Genomic DNA, 20,251 nt, shown 5'->3' on the forward strand with positions numbered 1-20,251 from the left:
GCGGGGGATTTCCATGAGCAGTCATCAAACAGACAAGGCGACGTTTCTCGAACGCCTGATTTTCAACAACCGCCCGGCAGTGATCGTCATCTGCCTGCTGGTCAGTGTGTTCCTGTTCTGGCAGGCCACGCTGATCAAGCCGTCCACCAGCTTCGAAAAAATGATCCCGCTCGAGCACCCCTTCATCGTGAAGATGCTCGAACACCGCAATGACCTGGCCAACCTTGGCAACACTGTGCGGATTTCGGTGGAAGCCACCGATGGCGACATTTTCTCCAAGGAGTACATGGAGACCCTGCGGCAGATCAACGACGAGGTGTTCTACATCTCCGGCGTTGACCGTTCCGGCCTCAAGTCACTGTGGAGTCCCAGTATTCGCTGGACCGAAGTGACCGAGGAAGGCTTCGCCGGTGGTGAAGTGATTCCCCAGAGCTACAACGGTTCGGCCGACAGTCTCGATCAGTTGCGCAACAACGTGCTCAAGTCCGGCCAGGTCGGTCGGCTGGTGGCCAACGACTTCAAGTCGAGCATCGTCGACATCCCGCTGCTGGAGTCCTACCCGGACCCTGAAGACCAGGGCAAGTTGCTCGCGCTGGACTACCAGAAGTTTTCCCACGAGCTTGAAGACAAGATCCGCAACAAGTTCGAAGCGCAAAACCCCAACGTGCAGATCCATATCGTCGGTTTCGCCAAGAAAGTCGGCGACCTGATTGATGGCCTGATCATGGTGGTGATGTTCTTCGGCATCGCCTTCGTCATCACCCTGGTGCTGCTGTACTGGTTCACCTGGTGTATCCGCAGCACCATCGCAGTGTTGATTACCACACTGGTGGCGGTGGTCTGGCAGCTTGGGCTGATGCATGCCATCGGTTTCGGCCTGGATCCCTATTCGATGCTGGTGCCGTTCCTGATCTTCGCCATCGGTATTTCCCACGGCGTGCAGAAGATCAACGGTATCGCCTTGCAGTCGGGTGAGGCCGACAACGCCCTGACCGCGGCGCGGCGAACCTTCCGGCAACTGTTCCTGCCGGGGATGATTGCGATTCTGGCGGATGCGGTGGGCTTCATCACCTTGCTGATCATCGACATCGGGGTAATCCGTGAACTGGCCATCGGTGCTTCCATCGGTGTGGCAGTGATCGTGTTCACTAACCTGATCCTGTTGCCGGTAGCGATTTCCTACGTCGGCATCAGCAGGCGCGCTATCGAGCGCAGCAAGAAAGACGCAGTACGCGAGCACCCGTTCTGGCGCCTGCTGTCGAACTTCGCCAGCCCGAAAGTCGCCCCGGTGTCGATCGCCCTGGCGCTGGTAGCCTTTGGTGGCGGCCTCTGGTACAGCCAGAACCTGAAGATCGGCGATCTCGATCAAGGCGCGCCGGAACTGCGTCCGGACTCGCGCTACAACCAGGATAACAACTTCATTATCAGCAACTATTCCACCAGCTCCGATGTGCTGGTAGTGATGGTCAAGACCAAGTCCGAAGGCTGCTCGCGCTACGAAGCCATGGCGCCGATCGACGAACTGATGTGGAAGATGCAGAACACCGAAGGCGTGCAGTCGGCCATCTCCCTGGTGACCGTCTCCAAGCAGATGATCAAGGGCATGAACGAAGGCAACCTGAAGTGGGAAACCCTGTCGCGCAACCCGGACGTGCTGAACAACTCCATCGCTCGCGCCGATGGCCTGTACAACAACAGTTGCTCGCTGGCACCGGTACTGGTGTTTCTCAACGACCACAAGGCCGCAACCCTTGACCGTGCCGTGCATGCGGTGCAGGAGTTTGCCAAGGAGAACAACAAGGACGGTCTGGAATTCATCCTCGCCGCGGGTAACGCCGGGATCGAAGCCGCCACCAACGAAGTGATCAGGGAGTCGGAACTGACCATCCTGATCCTGGTGTACATCTGCGTAGCGACCATGTGCATGATCACCTTCCGTTCCTGGGCGGCGACCCTGTGCATTGTCCTGCCGCTGGTACTGACCTCGGTGCTCGGCAACGCACTGATGGCCTTCATGGGCATCGGCGTGAAAGTCGCGACCTTGCCGGTGGTGGCATTGGGGGTGGGGATCGGTGTCGACTACGGCATCTACATCTATAGCCGCCTCGAAAGCTTCCTGCGCGCCGGTCTGCCGCTGCAAGAGGCCTATTACCAGACGCTGAAATCCACCGGTAAAGCGGTGTTGTTCACCGGCCTGTGCCTGGCCATCGGCGTGGCGACCTGGATCTTCTCGGCGATCAAGTTCCAGGCCGATATGGGTCTGATGCTGACCTTCATGCTGCTGTGGAACATGTTCGGCGCGCTATGGCTGCTGCCAGCGCTGGCGCGGTTCCTGATCAAACCGGAAAAACTGGCCGGGCAGAAGGGTAATTCGCTGTTTGCTCATTAAGGGTTAGGTGAAACAACAAAGCCGCAACTCAGGTTGCGGCTTTTTTGTACTCGCTGAAAGCAAGATCAAAAGATCGCCGCCTGCGGCAGCTCCTACAGGGGGATTTTTGTAGACCTGCAAAATTGCGGGTGTACGCGGTCGGCGTGCGGAGGGACACCCGCAAAATTACGGATGTCCGCGGTCGGTGTAGGAGCTGCCGAAGGCGGCGATCTTTTGATCTTGCTTTACGACAAATCCTGCCCCAACACCACACTCAACGCATTACGCGCATCGTCCAGCTGCACCAACGTCGCATGCCGTGCGCCCAGGGCATCGCGATTTTCGAAGGCGGTAAGGATCGCCTTGTGTCGCGGCAATGCCAGCTCATGCAGATTCGGCCGCCGGTTGGAATGCTTCAACGCTTCGGCAATGGCCACCTAGAGCATGTTGCACAGGTTGGCCAACAGGTCGTTGTGGGTGGCGTCGGCGATCCGGCTGTGGAAATCCAGGTCGGGTTGCAGTTTTGTGTTTGGCGATTGGTCCAGGGTTTGAAGTTCGATGATGGGCTATCATTGCGGCTTTCCCCTTGATGATTGATCGCCATGACTGCCGCTACCGACACCTTGCTCAACGTCCTCGAAAACTGCGACATGCTGGAAATCGACGGGCTGCACGCCTTTGATTTTTCGCTCGACGAAGAGGATCAACTGCACATCGAATGCATGGACGGCCGGGCAGCCAAGCGCTGGGTTTTCACTATGGCCCAGGTGCAGGCCGCGACCTTCGATGAAACCCTGCAAAGCTGGACCATCACCGGTGATTCCGGTGAACACCGACTGGTGTGCATGAGCGCAATCAGTGCCGGCGACGAAACGGATGACGAGCATGAAGATGCATAACTTCTGGCCATTGCTGATGGCTGGCAGTCTCGCGGCGATATCTGTACAGGCAGCAGCGGTCGACAGCTATGAGCTGCTGGTCGGCTCCTATACCCAGGGGCAGAGCCAGGGGCTCTATCGTCTGCAGTTCGACAGCGCCACCGGTCAGCTCGATGGCAAACCCTTGCAGATGGTGAAGAGCGCCAACCCGTCCTGGTTGACCCTGTCCAGGGATCAACGACAGCTGTTCGTGGTCAACGAGAACGGTCCCGGCCAGGCTGATCCAGTCGGCCGTGTCAGCAGTTTTGCCATTGACCCGAAGACCCAACAGCTGAGCCTGATCAATCAGGTCCAGTCTCTGGGCAATGAGCCGACCCATTCGAGCCTGAGCGCTGACGGTCGCTACCTGTTCGTCAGTAACTACTCGGTGGCGCCGGATCCAGGCGGCAGCCTCGCGGTATTGCCTGTGGCGGCCGATGGCAAACTGGCGCCGCCGGTACAGATCAGCAGTCATCCGTCCAGTCGGGTCAATCCCGAGCGGCAGATGTCGGCGCATGTGCATTCGACAGTGTCATCGCCGGACGGCCAGTACGTGTTTTCCAGCGACCTGGGGGCGGACAGGATCTTTGTCTATCGCTACGACCCCAAGGCCAATCCCGAGCAGCCATTGACCGCTGCCACCCCGGCCTCGGTGCAGTTGCCACCGGGCAGCGGGCCGCGACATCTGTTGTTCAGCGCAGATGGCAAGCATGCCTGGCTGACCCTGGAAATGAGCGCGCAGGTCGCGGTATTCGTTTATCAGGCCGGCAAGCTGGTGCAGCGGCAAATAGTTGAACTGGCCCCCGACCAACCCGCGGAACAGAAGGCCGCCGGTGCGTTGCATGCCTCGGCGGACGGCAAGTTCCTCTACGTCAGCAACCGAGGCACCGCCAATCAGTTACTGGTGTTTGCCATAGATCCTGCAACCGGTGAGCTCAAGGAAATCCAGCGACGTTCGGTGGAAGGGGATCATCCACGGGAGTTCAGCCTCGATCCGAGTGGCAAGTTCCTGTTGATCGGCAACCAGAAAAGCAACCAGATCGTGGTGATGGAGCGCGATGCTAAGACCGGTTTGTTAGGCAAAACCGTACAGAAGCTGCCGTTCGATTCCCCCAGCGATATCAAGTTCTTGCTGCGTCAATAAGCCGCAGGCCCCGAACGCCGGGGCCTGTGTAGTTCTATCAATGACGCTGATATTCGCTACTGTTACAAAGCATTTCAAAGAGCCGACCCTCCCCGCGTAAGTTTGCTTCACGGCCCGCACGGGCAAGCAAGCCAACTGAATCCACGAGGGTTACCGCCATGAACTTCAATATCTTCTCCGTCATCGCTGCTTCCGCTATCTCGGCCACCGTGGCTCTGCCAGCCAGTGCCAACGTTGAGATCAGCGAGAAAAAATCCAGCACCCATACCTACACCCAAAAATACCTGCAACAAAGCGCCAACTTCTACGCGGCGCTGGATCACAAGATCCAACACTGAAACCTGCGCACGACAACATTTATGCAGGAGCGAAATCACTTGCTCTGATCGGCGAATATTTGCCGACAGACACCCAGAGTGAGGTCGCTCCTGCATAAACCGTTTGCGACAGTATTCATCCGGCATGACAAATTCCCTTGGTAATGCCATATGGCCATGTGTTTAAATTTGACGCTAATTTATTGACTCCATATCTCCAAGGGATCGAAAGCATGGTCATGCGTCTGGCAGTGGTACTTCTGTTCCTCTATTCCACCCCCGTCCTGTCGACTGAACAGCCCGTTCCAGACGAACCGGATGCGGCGCGCGAGCGCTTGATGAGCTTGCTGCAGGACTGAAAGACGCCGGATTCAAGATCAACAAAGCTGATATTGACTATGAATGACGGTTGTTTTTCATACTTTGGCATTTGATCGATCCTGTGGGCACTGAAACATGCCCACGGAGAATCCCATGGCCAGCAAACTTCTTTCTTCTGTCAGGTACGGTGCTTATATCGCCATTGCGGCGTACGCGACTTTGGTCCTTGTGTTCATGCTGTCCGGCCAGATTCAGCACTCTATCGAACCACCGATTCAGGTCGCTCACCCAGGCATTCAATTCGAACAACGCGCACAGGGTATCTCCGCTGAACAGGCGCGGGCTGAGGTGGTGGCGGCGTTATGAAAGGAGGCAAACTCTGGGTCGTCGCCTTCATGGCGTTCTTGACCAACGGCTTTTCATTGCTGGGGATGGGGCAGGGCTCGGCGGGTTCGCTGGCGCGGGCCATCCAGTGCAATCACAGCATCGCCCACAACATCGAGACCGCCAAGGCCTTGGGGTTGTTGGTCGGTAATCCGCCGATCAAGCGCAGTGCTGAGTTTTTCGGGCCGTTCAAGGTGGATTGCTCGGCATTGAAGATGTGCAGAGTGTTTGCCCGGTGGGGGGTGGCTTGACCTCGAAGTAAACAGAGTACTTGTGGCGAGGGGGCTTGCCCCCGTTGGGCCGCGAAGCGGTCCTGAAATCTGCAATCACATTTCGTCTGGCACACCGCATTCACAGATTCTACGACTGCTTCGCAGCCGAGCGGGGGCAAGCCCCCTCGCCACAATAGTCCCCTCACCACAATAAAGTGTGCTCACCGCTAGATCGCCGTTACTTGGCCATTACGCTGATAAACAACTCCGACTCCAAAAACCGCTGCAACCAGGCCTGCAAATGCCGATAGGGCGTCTGCGCGAACCAGTCCCGATCGACATGGGCGAACTGGCGCACGAACGGCGCCAGGGCGATGTCCGCCAGGCTCGGGTGATCAGCCAGTAGATAGTCATGTTGCTGCAACAGGCCATCGAGTTTTTGTAAAAAACCGGCGCCTTGCCCACGGTAATGTTCCATCGGCTGCTCTGGATAACGATCGGCGTATTTGTAGTGATCCAGATGCACCTTGAACAGCTGATCGTTCTCTTCGATCAATGCGGCGCTCGCTTGCTGAGCTGCCGGGTCGTCCTTGAGCAGCCAGTCCTGCGGATCGTTTTGTTCCAGCGCCCAATGCATGATCTCCAGGCTTTCGTCGACAACCCGCCCATCAACGCTCAGCACCGGCACTGTGCCTTTGCTGGACAGCGCGAGCATTTCGGCCGGCTTGGCTTTCAGGCTGACCTCGACAATGTTCACGGCCACCCCGCTATAACGCAGGGCCATGCGCGCGCGCATGGCGTACGGGCAGCGGCGGAAGGAGTAGAGGGTCGCCGTGCTCATTTCACCTCCAGGGTACTCAGGCCATTGCCCAGGCGCCGGACCTGGATCTGCACCGGGATCCGCTCGTGCATTTCCTGCACGTGGGAAATCACCGCGACCTTGCGTCCCTGCGCCTGCAGACCGTCGAGGGCGTCCATCGCCAGTTGCAACGACTCCGGATCGAGGCTGCCGAACCCTTCATCGATAAACAGCGATTCGATTTTCAGCGTGCTGGAAGCCATAGATGCCAGGCCCAGGGCGAGGGCCAGGGAAACCAGGAAGGTCTCGCCGCCGGACAACGAATGCACCGAGCGCAGCTCGTCACCCATTTCCGTATCCATCACCAATAAACCGAGCATGCTGCCGCCGCGCTTGAGCCGGTAGCGCCGAACCAGCTGCCGCAGTTGCGCGTTGGCGTGATGCACCAGCAGGTCAAGGTTGTAGGCCTGGGCGATCTTGCGGAAAGTGTCACCGGTGGCCGAGCCGATCAAGGCATTCAAACGCGCCCAGCGCTGATACTCGGTGTAAGCGTCGGCAATCTGCTGCGCCAGGGCCTGATTGGCGTTCTGCCGGCGCTGATCCTCGGCCTGTTCGGCCCGCAGTTCGGCGCAGCGCTGTTCACTGGCGGTGAACAGGCTTTGCAGCTCGGCCAGCTGCGTTGCGAGCTGCTCGGCGTCGAGGTTGCCGTTGTGTTGCGCCTGGTGACTGAGCAAGCGCTGATCCCGCTCCTGCAACAAGACCTTGGCCTGTTCAATGGCTTTTTCGCTCTGCTGCAACTGTTGACGCAATGCGCTGACGTGCTGGTCGTCGACGCTCAGCAGATCTTCCAGGCCACCGTCGTCCAGCTCTGGATGCAATGCACGCCAGTCGGCGATCTTGCCGGTCAGCTCGCGATCTTCGGTTTCCAGTGCCAGCAAGCGTTCTTGCTGCGCCTTGAGTTCGGCGGCCAACTGCACCAGCCCCGTGCGCACGGCTTGCAGTTCCTGATTGGCCGCCGCTTCGGCATTGCGGGCTTGTTCGACGGCCTGATCCAGTTGCTGCTGCCACTGCTCGGCGTTGAGGTGCTTGCCCAACAATTGCGTCAGTTTTTGCTGGCAAGTCTGTTGCTGCTCGGCGAGGGCGGCGAACTGCTGCCCGGCGATTTCCAGCTGCTGGGCGCGAGTCTGCTGGCGATCCTGTTCTTTCTCCAGCGTCTGCTGACGCTGTTGTTGTTCGTTGAGTTCATCGCGCTGCTGGTCGAGTTGTTCCAGACGCTGGGCGATCTGCTGGTCGAGTTGCATGAAGGTGGCGGCAGGCTCGTTGCGCAAGGCCTCCAGCGTGTCGGCCGGGAGCAGTGTGCTGAAGGCCGTCAGCTCTTGGTCCAGACGCTGACGATCACTGCTCAACTCATGTTGCTGGTGGGTCAGGTGCTGGGTCGCTTGCTGGCTCGCCGCTTCTGCGCTGCGCAGTTGCTGCTGAAGCCGCGCGACATCCTGTTGCAAGGTGAGCAGGGCGGTTTGCCGTTGTTCGTCCTGAGTGATGCTCTGGTTCAGCTGGCTGCTTTGTTGCGTGAGCCAGGCATCCCGTCTGGCCTGGTCCTGGGCCAGCAGCTGGGTCGACAGCGGGTGGGCTGCAAGGCTTGGCGCCAGGCTCTGTTGCTGGGCGACCAGTTGTTCCTGCTGTTGCAGCAGTTCCTTTTGCTGAGCAATCAAACCGCCGACTTCGGCGCGCAGGTCGGTGAGTTTTTCCTTGAGCAGGTCCACCGCTTTCTGCGCGTTGGCCTGTTCGCTTTCGTCATGCCGGCCCAGGCTTTGCAGCAGCGCTTCAGGCTGATGATAAGGGTGATCCAGGCTGCCACAGACCGGGCACGGTTGCTCGTCCTGCAGCTGGGCGCGCAGTTCTTCGACGCTCTCGCTGCGGGCCAGGCGTTGCCGCTCCAGCAGTTCGCGGGTGACGGTCAGGGTCTGTTCGGCGACGGCCAGTTCGGCCTTGGTCTTCACGCCGTCCTGGGTCAGACGATCGCGCTCCTGTTGCGCGGCCTGCTGCCGTTGCTGGAGTTCTGCGGCGCGTTTGTCCAGCTCCTGCTGGCTGACCCAGAGTCGCGTCAGCTCTTCGAAGGCCCGCTGCTGCTTACGGTTGTCTTGCAACAGGCTGCCGAGGATCTGGATCTGTTCAGCCACCGCTTCGGGCTCGGCGCCGGCCTCTTTGTACAGGACTTCAAGACTCTGGCGCTGTGCCGCCAGTTCCTCGGCTGCGCGGTTGGCGCTCTGTTCCAGGGTGGCCAACTCGGCCTGGCCCTGGTTCAGGCGATTACCCACCAGCATCAACTGTTGCAGGCGATCACGGTAGGCGTTCCAGGCATCGCTCAGGGGCGCCAGATGAGTGCTTTGCGCAAGCTGCCCGGCGATCCGCTCCAGGCGTGACGCGACCTGCTGTTGCTGGTCGAGCAAGCCTTGAATGCTGTTCTGGCCTTGGGTGCAGGCCAGCTCCGCATGTTGTTTGAGATCGGCACTGAGACTGGCGTCCTTGACCAGACGGGCGAGGGAGCTTTGCTCTTCAAAGGCCTGACGCAGCAGCGGGGCACTGGCGGTGTGTTGTCCCTGGGCCTCGGTCAGCGCGGTATGGGCGCTGCTCAGGCTGTGTTCGAGTTGAGCCTGGCGCGCCTGCTGTTCTTGTTGTTGCTGAGTGTGCTGCTGAATCTGCGCGGCCAGCGGTGTGAGCTGGGCGCAGAGGTCGGTCTTGCGGGCGAACTGATGCCGTTGCGGAGCCAGTTGCTCCAGGCGGGTCAACTTCAACCGTTCGCCGGCCAGACTGTCCCAGTGCTGCTGGGCGTTGTGCAGTTGCTCGGTAGCGCTCTGTTGCTCGTCCTGTAACTGGCGCAGGTCCTTCAGCCAAGTGTGCTGTAACTCAAGCTGCTTGAGCTGCGCCTGCTGGGTCTTGAGTTGTTGCTGAGCCTGATTGAAGCGCTCATCAAGCTCGGCCCGGGCTTCGGCTGACAACGGCGTAACCCCGGTGGCCTGGTCCTGCAACAACTTGTGGGCTTCGCGGGTTTCTTTGGTCTTTTCGAAGGCCCGGCGACCGAGACGGGTGTAGAGCGCCGTGTCGGTGAGCTTTTCCAACAGTTCGCTGCGGTCGTTGTCGTCAGCCTTGAGGAATGCGCTGAACTCGCTCTGGGCCAGCATCACGGCACGGGTGAACTGTTCGAAGTTCAGGCCCAGTGCCGCTTCGAGCTGGGACTTGTACTCGCCTTTCTGACTGGCGAGCAGTTGGTCCTGATCGATGTCTCGCAGGCTCTGGCGACTGGCTTGCAGTTTGCCGCCGGCCTTGTCTCGGGCGCGATTGGCTTCCCAGCGGGCACGATAGCGGCGGCCGTCAATGCCGACGAAATCGACTTCGGCATAACCTTCGCCGGTACCGCGACGCAGCAGGGTGCGCGGGTCGCCGGTGCCGATTTCGCCGTCGGCGTCCGGAACCTTGGCATCGCGCCCGGTGTTGTTCAGCCGCGGCACAGCGCCGAACAACGCCAGGCACAAGGCATCGAGCAAGGTGCTTTTGCCTGCGCCGGTGGGCCCGGTAATGGCGAACAGACCGGCGCTGGCCAGCGGTTCGGCAGTGAAGTCGAGTTCAAACGGACCGGCCAGGGAGGCGAGGTTTTTCAGGCGGATCGCGAGGATCTTCATGGTTGTTCGCTCTCCAGCTGAACGTCTTGCAGCAGCACGGCAAAGTCCTTGAGGGTCTGTTCATCGACCTCGCTGCCGTAGTTCTCTATCCAGGCGCGGCTGAACAGTTCCTGCGGAGTCAGCTGGTCCAGTTCGATCAACTGCTTGCCATCATCGCTACCCTCGCGGCTGCCGTTGCCAGCGTATTCGGCGGCGATCCGTACCAGACGCACAGCCTTGCCTTGCAGCGCAGTCTCCACTTGCTGGCGCAGGTCCGGCTGCGGCTCGTCGAGGCGCACCCGCACTTCCAGCCAGGGTTGGCGCTGGATATCGGCCAACAGGTCGATATTCGGCAGCTCAGCCAATTGGCCCAGGACCTCGGCCAACGGCGCGGGGCCCAGGCGCTGCAGGTTGACGGCGCGGGGGATCAACCTGGGTTCGACACTGAGCAGGGTTTCACCCTCGAGTTCTATATCGAGAATCTGGTGCTGGTAGCCGATCTCGGAAAACGACAGCGGGATCGGCGAGCCGCTGTAGCGAATGCGTTCCTCACCGTTGACCTTCTGCGGCTTGTGCAAATGGCCGAGGGCGACATAGCTGATGCTCGGGCCGAACAGGCTGGCGGGCAGCGCCTCGGCGTTGCCGATGATCAGGCTGCGCTCGGAGTCTTCCGAAACCGAACCGCCGGCCATATGCGCGTGGCTGATGGCGATCAGCGCCTGCCCCGGCTGGCGCTTGGCGTTGGCCGCGGCGATCAGCCATTCATGGACCTGGCCGATACCGCGCAGGTAATTGTCACCCAGATGCGCGCCGGTGACTTCGGCCGGTCGCAGGAACGGCAGCGCCAGGCACCAGCCGGCAATTTCACCGCTGGCGTCGGGCAGGGGAATCAGCAGGCGTTCGGCATCCAGCTGGCCGTCATCGAGCCACAACACCCGACCCAAGGCATGGGCGCGCAAACGCCGCATCAAGGGCGCGGGCAATTCGATCCGCGAGCCGGAATCGTGGTTGCCGGCGATCATCACGATGGTCAGCAATGGCTGCTGCTCGTGGGCGCTGACGATGAAGTCGTAAAGGCGTTCCTGGGCTTTGACCGGCGGGTTGACCGTGTCGAAGATATCGCCGGCGATCAGCAGCACGTCTGGTGTGTGCTGGGCCAGTTGCCGCAGCAGCCAGTCGAGGAAGCAGGTATGTTCGAAATCGCGTTCCTGGCCATGCAGGTTTTGCCCAAGGTGCCAGTCGGAGGTGTGAAACAGACGCAAGACGTACTCCGCTTAAAAATGAGGTGTGGCCGCGGGAAAATGATAGCGGCGAAAGGGCAGAGAGTTTACTGGCAAAAAATCGAGAGGGGGTAGTTGATGTGGGTCCTCTCAAGCTGTCCGAGGCCCCCCTGTGGCGAGGGAGCTTGCTCCCGCTCGGCTGCGAAGCAGTCGTAAAGCCGGCTGATGCGTTCTATCTGAAAAACCGCGATTGCCGGGTTTGGGGCCGCTGCGCGCCCCAGCGGGAGCAAGCTCCCTCGCCACAGGGGAGAGCGCTCGGCCTGAAAAGGTTATTTCGGATAAAGCGGCGGCAGGCTGCTGCTGTCGCCAGCCGGGTCCTGGGCGCGTTCGGTGATCGGGATGGCGCGGATCACCCGCCACAGTTCTTCGCCCTGCCAGTGTTGACCGGTTTCGCTGTAGAGCGCGCCGTTCAGGCCATCCAGTGCATCGGACAGCGGCACATAACGTGCGGCCATGTCGGCCAGGGTTTCCGGTTGCTGGCGGGCCCAGGCATCCAGGGCCTGGCGGGTCGCTTGCGGGTCGTTGGCCAGGCTCGCGCGCTTGAGGTCGTCGAGCAGGGTCCGTGGGCTGGGGCCGGTCTGTGCGGCACGCAGGATCGCCGGCTGCCAACGGGCGCGCCACCACAGGCCGAAACCGAGCAGGGTGGTGCAGGCCAGAATCAGGGTGCTGAGCTGCCAAGGCCAGAGACGGGCATTGCCAACGGCCGAAGTCGCTGGCGTGCTGCCGGCGGGGGTGTCGACCATCAGGTTCGGGTTGTTCGCGACTTGCAGGGTCCGGGCCGGCAGGCTGCTGCGTTCCAGGTGATCCTCAAAGGTGTTCCACCAGACCACTTCCACCGCCGGCAGCTCGATCGGGCCGCTGCGATTGGGCACCAGGGCTTCGCGCTCTTCGCGACTGCCGATCAGCCCGCGGTCGCTGTCCTGGTTGCTCAGCACCGGCTGATCCGGATACCGGCGCAAGCCGTTGACGTCGGTGGCGGGCAGCGGTGGCAGTTGTGAGCTGGACAGCCCTTCGGCCTTGAGGGTCAGGCTGCGGGTCAGGGAGTCACCGACCTGGCTTTGATCCGGTTCCGGGCTCCAGCTTTCGCTCAGGCCCAGGCTGCGTGCCGGCAACCAGGGTATGTCGGCCGGGTAGTCGGCGGGTTTGGCCTTGACCGTCAGCGGAATCTCGGCGGAGCTGACGCGCATCAGCTTGCCCTGTTTCGGGCTGAAAGGTGTCGATTCCTGGAGCGGTTGAGAGTCGACCAGGGTGGCGCTGAACATCTGTGGCGGGATTTTCAGCTCGCCGCTGTGTTGCGGATAGATCGCGTAGCGCTGTTCGATCACGCCATGGCGCAGGCCGTTGATGACTTTTTCGTAGGTGCGCGACTCGCCCAGCTGTTCGATACGCGCATCGGCAATCTGCAAGGGCGTCAGGCTGCTGTCGTCATACAGCGACACCGAGTGATAGATACGCAGGGTCAGGACCGCCTGGGCCTGCACGTAGACGTTGTCCTGGTCGAGGCTGGAATCGATGAACACCGGTGCCAGCTTGGTCACGCTGTCCTGACTTTGGCTTTCGAGCACTTGCAGGCTGATCGCCTGGCTTTTGATATCGCCCAATTGCAACGGCGGGATCTCCACGGTGCCGCTATGTCTGGGCAGCAGGGTAATGATCCAGCGGGTCGTGGCGTGGCTCTCACCGTTTAATGTGTTGAGTTGGTTGATCTGACGGGTGCCGCGTACTTCGAACAGCGTGTCCAGCGGGCTCAGGTCCGGTTTGCCAAACAGCGTGACATCGTCGGACTCGAGGGTCAGTTCGACCGTTTCGCCGGAGTTCAGGCGGCTGCGATCCACGCTGGCGATCAGCCCTGCAGCCTGGGCCTGACAGGTCCAGAGCAGGAGTGCGAGCAAGAGAGTGGTGAAGCGGGTCATCGAGTTTTTCCCTGATCCTGATGTTGTTGCTGTTCGTACCAGAATTTGCGCCTGAGCAGTTCACCCGGGTCATCCGGGATCTGCCGCAGCCATTGTTCCAGTGCCTGCCGATGCTCGCTGTCGATGCGGCCCTCGGCGGGCCTGAGGGGTGGCGTGGTGGTCTGTTCGTCCCCCAGGTCGCTGCCCGGTACTTCGTTTTTGCCCGGTTTTGGTGTGCCGGGTGCCTGCGGATCGCTGTCCGACGAGGGGGCCTGCGTGCCGTCTTTCTGTTCGTCAGCAGTCGAGGGTTGAGTGGCTGCGTCCGCTGGCGGGTTTTGTGTGGCGGGCTCGGCGTCAGTGTCCTCGGTCTTTTCCGACTGGTCTTGCGCCGCTTGTTGTTGCTGTTTCAGCAGGCTTTCCACCAGGGCTTTATTCTTCAGCGCGGGGCGCAAATCCGGTTGGCGCTCCAGTGCCTGTTCGTAGGCATCCAGCGCGGCCTCCAGTTCAGCGCTTTTGGCCAGGGCATTGCCACGATTGTAGTGGGCGTGGGCGTCACTGCCTTGGGCGAAGCGCTGAGCGGCAGCACTGTAATTTCCGGCTTCATAGAGCGCAACGCCTTGCCATTGCGGGTCTTCAAAGTGTTTGGCGGCTTCGGCGGGGCGTTTTTGCTTGAGCAGGTGCTGACCCTGCTGATCCGGGCGCAGCCATAGATCAGTGAATTCGAAGGCGTAGCTCGGTTGCGGCAGCATGAACAGCAATGGCAGGCAAAACAGCCAGCCCCGGCGCCCGGCACAAGCAGCGAGCAGCAACAACGGCAGCAGCAGCCAGTAGCCCTGATCGGCCCAGGTATCCAGGCGCAGGGTCTGGCCGTCATTGCGCACGCTGCGCGGGCCGTCGAGCAGGCCAAGGTCGCGCAGATCGCTATCGTCCAGTCGTGCCTGGCGGTAGAACCCGTCCAGTTCGTTGGCAAAGGCCTTGAGGCTGGGCCCGTCCAGGCGCGAGACGAGAATTGCGCCCTGGGCATCCTTGAGGAAACTGCCGTCTTCCTCAGCCACCGGCGCACCTTCGCGGCTACCGATACCGAGTATCAATAGCTGCGGCGCCTGGTCGCTGAGGGCCTGACGGATCCCTTGGCGTTCCTGTTCGGTAAGCGATGAGCCGATCAGCAGTATTCGGCCCTGGCCGAGGGCGCCGCGTTCGAGCAGGGTCAGGGCTTTCTTCACTGCCAGATCGGCGCGATGGCCGACCTCTGGCATGATCGAGGGTTTCAGCGCTTCCAGCAGGTTGTGGCTGGTGGCCAGGTCATCCGACAACGGCACCAGGGTGTGAGCGCTGCCGGCGTAGACGATAATCGCGGTCTGCGCATCGCTGCGCTGCTGCAGCAGGTCCAGCAACTTGCGCCGGGCTTGCTCCAGGCGGTTCGGCGCAACATCCGTGGCGAGCATTTCCGGAGTCAGTTCCAGCAGCACCACCAGCGGGTCGGCGGGCTTCTGGCTGGCCTGTTCGACCCGCTGCCAGCTCGGGCCGAGCAGGGCCAGAACCGCCAGAACCCAGGCCAGTCCGAGGGCGACCCAGGGCAACTTGCTTTCGCGACCGCTGCCTCCACTGAGCAAGGCGGCGTGAAAGGCCGGGGGCAGGATCATCTGCCAGCGGCCGGCGCGCTTTTTCCGGTGCCAGAGTTGCCAAAGCAGCCAGCCCAGCAGCGGTAGCAGCAGCAACCACCAGGGACGGAACCAGTGCGGCCAGAGGGCGATCATCGGCGCCTCCGCAGTCGCAGGCGTTTGAGCCGCTGGCGCCAGTCAGGGTGCTGTTGCAGAAAGTGCCCCCTGGTGAAAAAACGCTGCAGCGGGTTGTCCGGCCAGCGCTCGCGAACCACCAACAGCATGCTCAGCAGCAAGGCTCCAGCCAACGGCCAGTGGTACAGCGCCTGGGCAGGGCGGGCCTGGGTCGGTTGTTGCGTGACGGGTTCAAGCTGGTCGAGGGTTTTCTTGATCGCTTGCAGTTCTTCGCCATTGCGGGCACGGAAGTAGTGCCCGCCAGTGACCTCGGCTATTTCCTTCAAGGCCGGTTCGTCGAGGTCCAGACTTGGGTTGAGTCCAAGAAAGCCCAGCGTGCCGCTGTCCGGGTCGGCGCCGATGCCGATCGGGTAGATGGTCACGCCTTCTTCGAAGGCCAGCCGCGCCGCGGTGATCGGGTTGATTTCGCCGCCATTGTTCGCGCCGTCGGTGACCAGAATCAGCACCCGGCTTTGTGCCGGACGTTGGCGCAGACGCTTGACGGCCAGGCCGATGGCGTCGCCGATGGCGGTGTTCTTGCCGGCGATGCCAATCCGCGCTTCATCGAGCCAGATGCGTACGGTACGGCGGTCAAAGGTCAGCGGCGCCTGCAGATAAGCCTGGCTGCCGAACAGGATCAAGCCGACTCGATCGCCTTCGCGGCCTTCGAGAAAGTCTCCCAGCAGATGCTTGACCAGCGTCAGGCGGCTGACGTCCTCGTCTTGCCACTGCATGTCGGGAAAGTCCATGGAGCCGGACACATCCACTGCCACCAGCAGGTCGCGGCCACTGGCGGCAACCGGCAAGGGCTCGCCCAGCCACTGCGGGCGTGCGGCGGCGATCAACAGCAGCAGCCAGAGCAGCAGAAACGGTGCCTGCTGGCGCCAGGCCGGCAAATTGGCCCGGGCGCGACGTCGGGCCAGGCCCTCGAGGTCGGCGAGGAAGCTGACTTTCAGTGCCGGCTCGCCACTGTCGGCTGCCGGCAGCAGCACCCGCAGCAGCCAAGGCAGTGGCAGCAGGGCGAAGATCCAGGGCCAGGCGAACTCAAACATGCTTGCGTATCCAGGTGTCGACCGCTTGGGTCAGGCCGGCGATGGCCTTGTCATCGAGTTTGCATTCGGGTTTGTAAGCGCCCTCGACCAGCACCATCCAGCGGGTCAGGCCGGCAGCCGGGCAACGGTTGTCGAGAAACGCCAGCCATTTGCGGCCATTGAGGGTGTGGCTCTGGCTGTAGGGGTAATCGTTGCGGCACAGGCGTTTGAGCAGCCCGTTGAGTTGTTGCAACCAGGCACCTGCGGGCGCGCCGTCGTAGGGTTTTGGCATCAGGGCCAGCTCGGCCAAAGCTGCCACCCGCAATGGGTCAAGGGGTTGTTCGGCGCGGACCAGCGGGCGTTTTCCCGGTAAAAAACGCCGCAATTGCCATAGGCCCAAACCCAGCAGCGGCAGCAGGATCAACAGCAGCCACCATCCCGGCGCAGGCGGCCAGAAGCCAATCGGCGGCGGGGAGATCAAGGGTTGCAGTTGGTCCAGGCTGTTCATCGGGTTTTCCCCGGACGCTGCGGATTGAGGTAATCGCGCAGCTGGTCGACCATCTCGCTCTGGGTGCTCAAGGGCATCAACGGCACCCGCAGTTTTTGCGCGAGCAACTCCCAGTGGGCAATGCGCGCTTCGCCCTGGGCGCGATAGGCCTGGCGCAAGTCGTAGTTCAGCGTGTCCAGTTCCAGCTGCGCGCCACGCTCGGCGAAACGCAGCAGGCCGGCGGCGGGCAGGGCATGGTCCAACGGGTCGGACAACGGCAGCAACAGCAGGTCGCAATGCCGTGACAGCAGGCTCAGTTGTTGCTCGACGCCATCGGCCAGGGCGCGTTCATCGCAGATCACGATCACCAGGCTGCCTGGTCGCAACACTTCCCGCGCACGACGCAGGGCAATACCGAAGGCATCGCGGTTCGGTACGATTTCGCTGTGCAGCGACTGGTTGACCCGCACCAGGCGGTTGAGCAGTTGCAACAGGCTCTGTTTGCTGCGTCGCGGCTTGATTTCGTAGTGCTCATTGTCGCCGAACACCAGCCCGCCGACCCGGTCGTTATGACCCAGCGCCGCCCAGCCGATCAAGGCTGCGGCCTGGGCCGCGAGTACCGATTTGAACATCAGGCCGGAGCTGAAAAACAGTCGATGGCTCTGTTCCACCATGATAAAGATCGGCCGTTCGCGCTCTTCATGGAACAGCTTGGTATGGGGTTCCTGGGTCCGCGCAGTGACGCGCCAGTCAATAGTCCGCACATCGTCGCCAGCCTGGTAGACCCGCACCTGGTCGAAGTCCACCCCGCGTCCGCGCAGTTTCGAATGGTGCAGGCCGATCAGCGGGCTGCGCTGGCTCGGCGTGGAGAACAGCTGCACTTCGCGCACGCGATGACGCATCTCGATCAGCTCGGCGAGGCTGATGCGGATACCGGGTTCCAGGTTGGCGTTCATCGGGGTCAAGCGACGGCTACGACGTCGAGAATCCGCTGGACCACCCGGTCCTGATCGATGCCCGCGGCTTCGGCTTCGAAGGACAGAATGATGCGGTGACGCAACACGTCAAACAGCACCGCCTGGATGTCCTCCGGGCTGACGAAGTCGCGGCCGGCCAGCCAGGCGTGGGCCCGGGCGCAACGATCGAGGGCAATCGAGCCGCGCGGGCTGGCACCATAGGCGATCCACTCGGCCATCTCCGGGTCGAATTTGGCCGGGGTGCGGGTGGCCATGACCAGTTGCACGAGGTATTCCTCCACGGCATCGGCCATGTACAAACCGAGGATTTCCTTGCGCGCGGCGAAGATCGCCTGCTGGCTGACGCGGCGCTCGGGTTTGGTCTCGCCATGCAGGGCTTCGCCGCGCGCCTGCTGCAGAATGCGCCGCTCGACGGCGGCGTCCGGGAAACCGATCTTGACGTGCATCAGAAAGCGGTCGAGCTGAGCTTCGGGCAGTGGATAGGTGCCTTCCTGCTCGATGGGGTTCTGGGTCGCCATCACCAGAAACAGCGGGGACAGCTCGTAGGTGCTGCGACCGACGCTGACCTGGCGTTCGCCCATGGCCTCGAGCAAGGCCGACTGGACCTTGGCCGGGGCGCGGTTGATCTCGTCGGCCAGCACCAGGTTGTGGAAAATCGGCCCTTGCTGGAACACGAAGCTGCCGGTTTCCGGGCGATAGATCTCGGTGCCGGTGATGTCGGCGGGGAGCAGGTCAGGGGTGAACTGAATTCGATGGAACTGCGCTTCGATGCCTTCGGCGAGCTCTTTGATGGCCTTGGTCTTCGCCAGGCCGGGGGCCCCTTCGACCAGCATGTGACCGTCGGCGAGCAGGGCAATGAGCAAGCGCTCGATGAGTTTTTCCTGGCCGAGAATCTGCGTTGAAAGAAAGGTTCGCAGCGCAAGCAGCGCTTCACGATGTTCCATCGATGACTGTTCCTGGAGAGGGTGAGCAAAGACGTTCGAATAACGCCAGGGCTGGGGGCGTTACTTTAATCCATAGCAGGGGGTGGCGACTAACGGCGATCTGGGGTTTTTCGGCATTTGTGCGGGGATTTCTGTAATTGAAGGTTTTTTTGCCTGGGGGGAAGGGAGTTGGTGCTCTTGCGGGCGCCATCGTTGTAGGAGCTGCCGCAGGCTGCGATCTTTTGATCTTGCTCTTCGGCATCCCCGAAACCGCCTGAAGATCGCAGGCTGCGCCAGCTCCGCCGACCGTGTGTCACCGTGATTGATCGGGTGTAGGCATCTCCCCAGGAGTGAGCTTGCTCGCGAAGCGGTATGTCAGCCACCGAAACCATAAAATTCTTGCGCATTGTCCCAGAGCGCCATTTCGGCTCCGGCTTCACCCAGCGCCTCAATCAGCAACTGAATACCCGCCGCCTCAAACGCTGCTCGGGTCGACGGCAGCTCGCTGCCAAACACCAAACGCCTTGGTGTAGCACCGTACTATCGGATCTCCTGCATTTCTTTTATGAGCGGTGTGAGGGAGGGTCTAGTGGTCAAATCAGCCCATGTGCCTTCATCTACGATCGCACCGTTCTGCATGACGATCACACGATCAAAGCGCGAAAGGTGTTCAACATCATGGGTAACGCAGATCAGGCCGCGCCCAGCGAAATGGGTAAATAGCAAATCCCAGACAGGGGTAGCAAGTTTGGGTTCTATGGAGGAGCTGGGCTCATCAAAAAAATTAAAAAGTCCAGGTTTGTTGATCAGGCGTAGCAGAGACAAGCGCTTGGCTTCGCCGCCAGAAATATTGGATGCGCCTTCGGCAATGGTTCGATTTCTTACGACATTGCCCAACTGCAGGAGGCGTATCGACTCTTGAAGGTTCTGCGAAGGTGGCTGACCAAACAAAACGGACTGATTGAAGTTACCTTCCAGGAATACCGGCATTTGAGGGCAGTAACGCAATGCGGCAAGATGCGCTTCGGCACTCAACCGGGAAACCTCGATTCCATCGAGTTCCAACTGGCCGCGTACGCAATCGTAAACTCCGGCGAGGGCTTCCAGCAGGGTCGACTTTCCTGCTCCACTTGGGCCTGTGATGGCTATGGATTCTCCTTGGTGAATGATCACATCCTGCTTTATGGAGACGCGTTCCATCTGATTGTCTGTGATCGAGCAAGGCGTTAGCGTTAGTGTCGATTTTCCACCGGATGAGATGTTCGTTTGCCGTTGAGGGGCATCAAAATCAGGCAGTGAAAGGAGGTGTTGCAGCCTACGTTGGTCGGCTAAAAACTGGTCAAATACCCGGTATGCCTCCGATAATCCAGATATGTTTAACAGGAAGCTGCCCGCAATAGAGAAAATGGCGACCAATTCGCCGACGCTGATGCTGGGCTGGCCGGACAGCTGGTCCATTACTCCCCAACTCAACAATGCACCGGTAGAAAGGCTGATGAACAGGATTTTTGCCGCATTCAACATTCCAGCCGAGCTTGCAACCGTGATAGCCGCATTGGCGTAACGCGTGAAGGCCTGATTCAGCGGTCGAGTTGCGCTTTCCTGAGCGTTTTCCAGCTTTATCGATTTGCCAGCCTGTAGCGTGCTGAATAAAACCGCGCTTAGCTCATCCTCTTGCTCGTTTACAGTGTCTAGGGAAACTCTGAAAAAGACTTCCATCTCTGGTGAAATACCCATCTCACACGAATCGAACGGTTGAGCCCCG

General features: G+C 60.9%; 18 protein-coding genes and 1 pseudogene. 7 read left to right on the forward strand and 12 right to left on the reverse strand.

The window, feature by feature from the left end:
* Positions 1 to 13 precede the first annotated feature (13 nt).
* Positions 14 to 2,389, forward strand: coding sequence for an efflux RND transporter permease subunit (locus tag ACA064_RS13420; protein ID WP_497673773.1), 2,376 nt, complete (start codon positions 14 to 16; stop codon positions 2,387 to 2,389).
* Between the two features lie 224 nt (positions 2,390 to 2,613).
* Here ACA064_RS13420 and ACA064_RS13425 read toward each other — a convergent pair.
* Positions 2,614 to 2,904 (reverse strand): annotated as a pseudogene (locus ACA064_RS13425) (FadR/GntR family transcriptional regulator); the annotation flags it as partial.
* A gap of 66 nt (positions 2,905 to 2,970) precedes the next feature.
* On the opposite strand from ACA064_RS13425, the gene ACA064_RS13430 reads away from it, so the two are divergent.
* From ACA064_RS13430 to ACA064_RS13455, 6 genes are all read left to right on the forward strand, one after another.
* Complete coding sequence (locus ACA064_RS13430; protein ID WP_497673774.1) at positions 2,971 to 3,267, forward strand: DUF5629 family protein; 297 nt, start codon at positions 2,971 to 2,973, stop codon at positions 3,265 to 3,267.
* A complete protein-coding gene (locus ACA064_RS13435; protein ID WP_497673775.1) occupies positions 3,254 to 4,429 on the forward strand; it encodes a lactonase family protein in 1,176 nt (391 codons plus the stop codon). The genes ACA064_RS13430 and ACA064_RS13435 overlap by 14 nt, the downstream gene beginning before the upstream one ends.
* 158 nt (positions 4,430 to 4,587) lie before the next feature.
* Complete coding sequence (locus tag ACA064_RS13440; protein ID WP_497673776.1) at positions 4,588 to 4,767, forward strand: hypothetical protein; 180 nt, start codon at positions 4,588 to 4,590, stop codon at positions 4,765 to 4,767.
* Positions 4,768 to 4,979: 212 nt separating this feature from the next.
* The gene (locus ACA064_RS13445; protein WP_497673777.1) at positions 4,980 to 5,105 is read left to right on the forward strand and encodes a hypothetical protein; all 126 of its coding nucleotides are present in this window, start codon (positions 4,980 to 4,982) and stop codon (positions 5,103 to 5,105) included.
* Positions 5,106 to 5,220: 115 nt separating this feature from the next.
* Positions 5,221 to 5,433 carry a hypothetical protein gene (locus ACA064_RS13450; RefSeq protein ID WP_497673778.1) on the forward strand — a complete coding sequence of 71 codons (213 nt, stop codon included), beginning with the start codon at positions 5,221 to 5,223 and terminating at the stop codon, positions 5,431 to 5,433.
* Positions 5,430 to 5,702 (forward strand): hypothetical protein, encoded by a 273-nt coding sequence (locus ACA064_RS13455; protein WP_497673779.1) that lies wholly within the window; start codon positions 5,430 to 5,432, stop codon positions 5,700 to 5,702. The genes ACA064_RS13450 and ACA064_RS13455 overlap by 4 nt, the downstream gene beginning before the upstream one ends.
* Before the next feature lie 199 nt (positions 5,703 to 5,901).
* On the opposite strand, the gene ACA064_RS13460 is transcribed toward ACA064_RS13455, so the two are convergent.
* From ACA064_RS13460 to ACA064_RS13510, 11 genes are all read right to left on the reverse strand, one after another.
* Positions 5,902 to 6,504, reverse strand: a complete 603-nt coding sequence (locus ACA064_RS13460; RefSeq protein ID WP_497673780.1) for a glutathione S-transferase — start codon at positions 6,502 to 6,504, stop codon at positions 5,902 to 5,904.
* The gene (locus tag ACA064_RS13465; RefSeq protein WP_497673781.1) at positions 6,501 to 10,142 is read right to left on the reverse strand and encodes an SbcC/MukB-like Walker B domain-containing protein; all 3,642 of its coding nucleotides are present in this window, start codon (positions 10,140 to 10,142) and stop codon (positions 6,501 to 6,503) included. Before ACA064_RS13465 ends, ACA064_RS13460 begins: the two co-directional genes overlap by 4 nt.
* Positions 10,139 to 11,383: an exonuclease SbcCD subunit D C-terminal domain-containing protein gene (locus ACA064_RS13470; RefSeq protein ID WP_497673782.1), complete on the reverse strand. Its 1,245-nt coding sequence runs from the start codon at positions 11,381 to 11,383 to the stop codon at positions 10,139 to 10,141. The genes ACA064_RS13465 and ACA064_RS13470 overlap by 4 nt, the downstream gene beginning before the upstream one ends.
* A gap of 287 nt (positions 11,384 to 11,670) precedes the next feature.
* Positions 11,671 to 13,314 carry a BatD family protein gene (locus tag ACA064_RS13475; protein WP_497673783.1) on the reverse strand — a complete coding sequence of 548 codons (1,644 nt, stop codon included), beginning with the start codon at positions 13,312 to 13,314 and terminating at the stop codon, positions 11,671 to 11,673.
* Positions 13,311 to 15,050, reverse strand: coding sequence for a vWA domain-containing protein (locus tag ACA064_RS13480; protein ID WP_497673784.1), 1,740 nt, complete (start codon positions 15,048 to 15,050; stop codon positions 13,311 to 13,313). The genes ACA064_RS13475 and ACA064_RS13480 overlap by 4 nt, the downstream gene beginning before the upstream one ends.
* Positions 15,047 to 16,120 carry a vWA domain-containing protein gene (locus ACA064_RS13485; RefSeq protein WP_497673785.1) on the reverse strand — a complete coding sequence of 358 codons (1,074 nt, stop codon included), beginning with the start codon at positions 16,118 to 16,120 and terminating at the stop codon, positions 15,047 to 15,049. Before ACA064_RS13485 ends, ACA064_RS13480 begins: the two co-directional genes overlap by 4 nt.
* Positions 16,113 to 16,607 carry a DUF4381 domain-containing protein gene (locus ACA064_RS13490; RefSeq protein WP_497673786.1) on the reverse strand — a complete coding sequence of 165 codons (495 nt, stop codon included), beginning with the start codon at positions 16,605 to 16,607 and terminating at the stop codon, positions 16,113 to 16,115. Before ACA064_RS13490 ends, ACA064_RS13485 begins: the two co-directional genes overlap by 8 nt.
* Positions 16,604 to 17,542 (reverse strand): DUF58 domain-containing protein, encoded by a 939-nt coding sequence (locus ACA064_RS13495; RefSeq protein WP_497673787.1) that lies wholly within the window; start codon positions 17,540 to 17,542, stop codon positions 16,604 to 16,606. The genes ACA064_RS13490 and ACA064_RS13495 overlap by 4 nt, the downstream gene beginning before the upstream one ends.
* A 5-nt stretch (positions 17,543 to 17,547) precedes the next feature.
* On the reverse strand, positions 17,548 to 18,507 hold the full coding sequence (locus ACA064_RS13500; RefSeq protein ID WP_150640839.1) for an AAA family ATPase: 960 nt from the start codon (positions 18,505 to 18,507) through the stop codon (positions 17,548 to 17,550).
* A gap of 354 nt (positions 18,508 to 18,861) precedes the next feature.
* On the reverse strand, positions 18,862 to 19,002 hold the full coding sequence (locus ACA064_RS13505) for a hypothetical protein (RefSeq protein ID WP_497673788.1): 141 nt from the start codon (positions 19,000 to 19,002) through the stop codon (positions 18,862 to 18,864).
* Positions 19,003 to 19,026: 24 nt separating this feature from the next.
* Positions 19,027 to 20,223, reverse strand: coding sequence for an ATP-binding cassette domain-containing protein (locus ACA064_RS13510; protein WP_497673789.1), 1,197 nt, complete (start codon positions 20,221 to 20,223; stop codon positions 19,027 to 19,029).
* Positions 20,224 to 20,251 lie beyond the last annotated feature (28 nt).

The organism is Pseudomonas sp. LBUM1658 (genome assembly GCF_059716055.1).

Coding starts and splice junctions, on each gene's coding strand:
- ACA064_RS13420 (WP_497673773.1), top strand. CDS start 14: ATGAGCAGTCATCAAACAGACAAGGCGACGTTTCTCGAACGCCTGATT.
- ACA064_RS13430 (WP_497673774.1), top strand. CDS start 2,971: ATGACTGCCGCTACCGACACCTTGCTCAACGTCCTCGAAAACTGCGAC.
- ACA064_RS13435 (WP_497673775.1), top strand. CDS start 3,254: ATGAAGATGCATAACTTCTGGCCATTGCTGATGGCTGGCAGTCTCGCG.
- ACA064_RS13440 (WP_497673776.1), top strand. CDS start 4,588: ATGAACTTCAATATCTTCTCCGTCATCGCTGCTTCCGCTATCTCGGCC.
- ACA064_RS13445 (WP_497673777.1), top strand. CDS start 4,980: ATGGTCATGCGTCTGGCAGTGGTACTTCTGTTCCTCTATTCCACCCCC.
- ACA064_RS13450 (WP_497673778.1), top strand. CDS start 5,221: ATGGCCAGCAAACTTCTTTCTTCTGTCAGGTACGGTGCTTATATCGCC.
- ACA064_RS13455 (WP_497673779.1), top strand. CDS start 5,430: ATGAAAGGAGGCAAACTCTGGGTCGTCGCCTTCATGGCGTTCTTGACC.
- ACA064_RS13460 (WP_497673780.1), bottom strand. CDS start 6,504: ATGAGCACGGCGACCCTCTACTCCTTCCGCCGCTGCCCGTACGCCATG.
- ACA064_RS13465 (WP_497673781.1), bottom strand. CDS start 10,142: ATGAAGATCCTCGCGATCCGCCTGAAAAACCTCGCCTCCCTGGCCGGT.
- ACA064_RS13475 (WP_497673783.1), bottom strand. CDS start 13,314: ATGACCCGCTTCACCACTCTCTTGCTCGCACTCCTGCTCTGGACCTGT.
- ACA064_RS13480 (WP_497673784.1), bottom strand. CDS start 15,050: ATGATCGCCCTCTGGCCGCACTGGTTCCGTCCCTGGTGGTTGCTGCTG.
- ACA064_RS13485 (WP_497673785.1), bottom strand. CDS start 16,120: ATGTTTGAGTTCGCCTGGCCCTGGATCTTCGCCCTGCTGCCACTGCCT.
- ACA064_RS13490 (WP_497673786.1), bottom strand. CDS start 16,607: ATGAACAGCCTGGACCAACTGCAACCCTTGATCTCCCCGCCGCCGATT.
- ACA064_RS13495 (WP_497673787.1), bottom strand. CDS start 17,542: ATGAACGCCAACCTGGAACCCGGTATCCGCATCAGCCTCGCCGAGCTG.
- ACA064_RS13500 (WP_150640839.1), bottom strand. CDS start 18,507: ATGGAACATCGTGAAGCGCTGCTTGCGCTGCGAACCTTTCTTTCAACG.
- ACA064_RS13510 (WP_497673789.1), bottom strand. CDS start 20,223: ATGGGTATTTCACCAGAGATGGAAGTCTTTTTCAGAGTTTCCCTAGAC.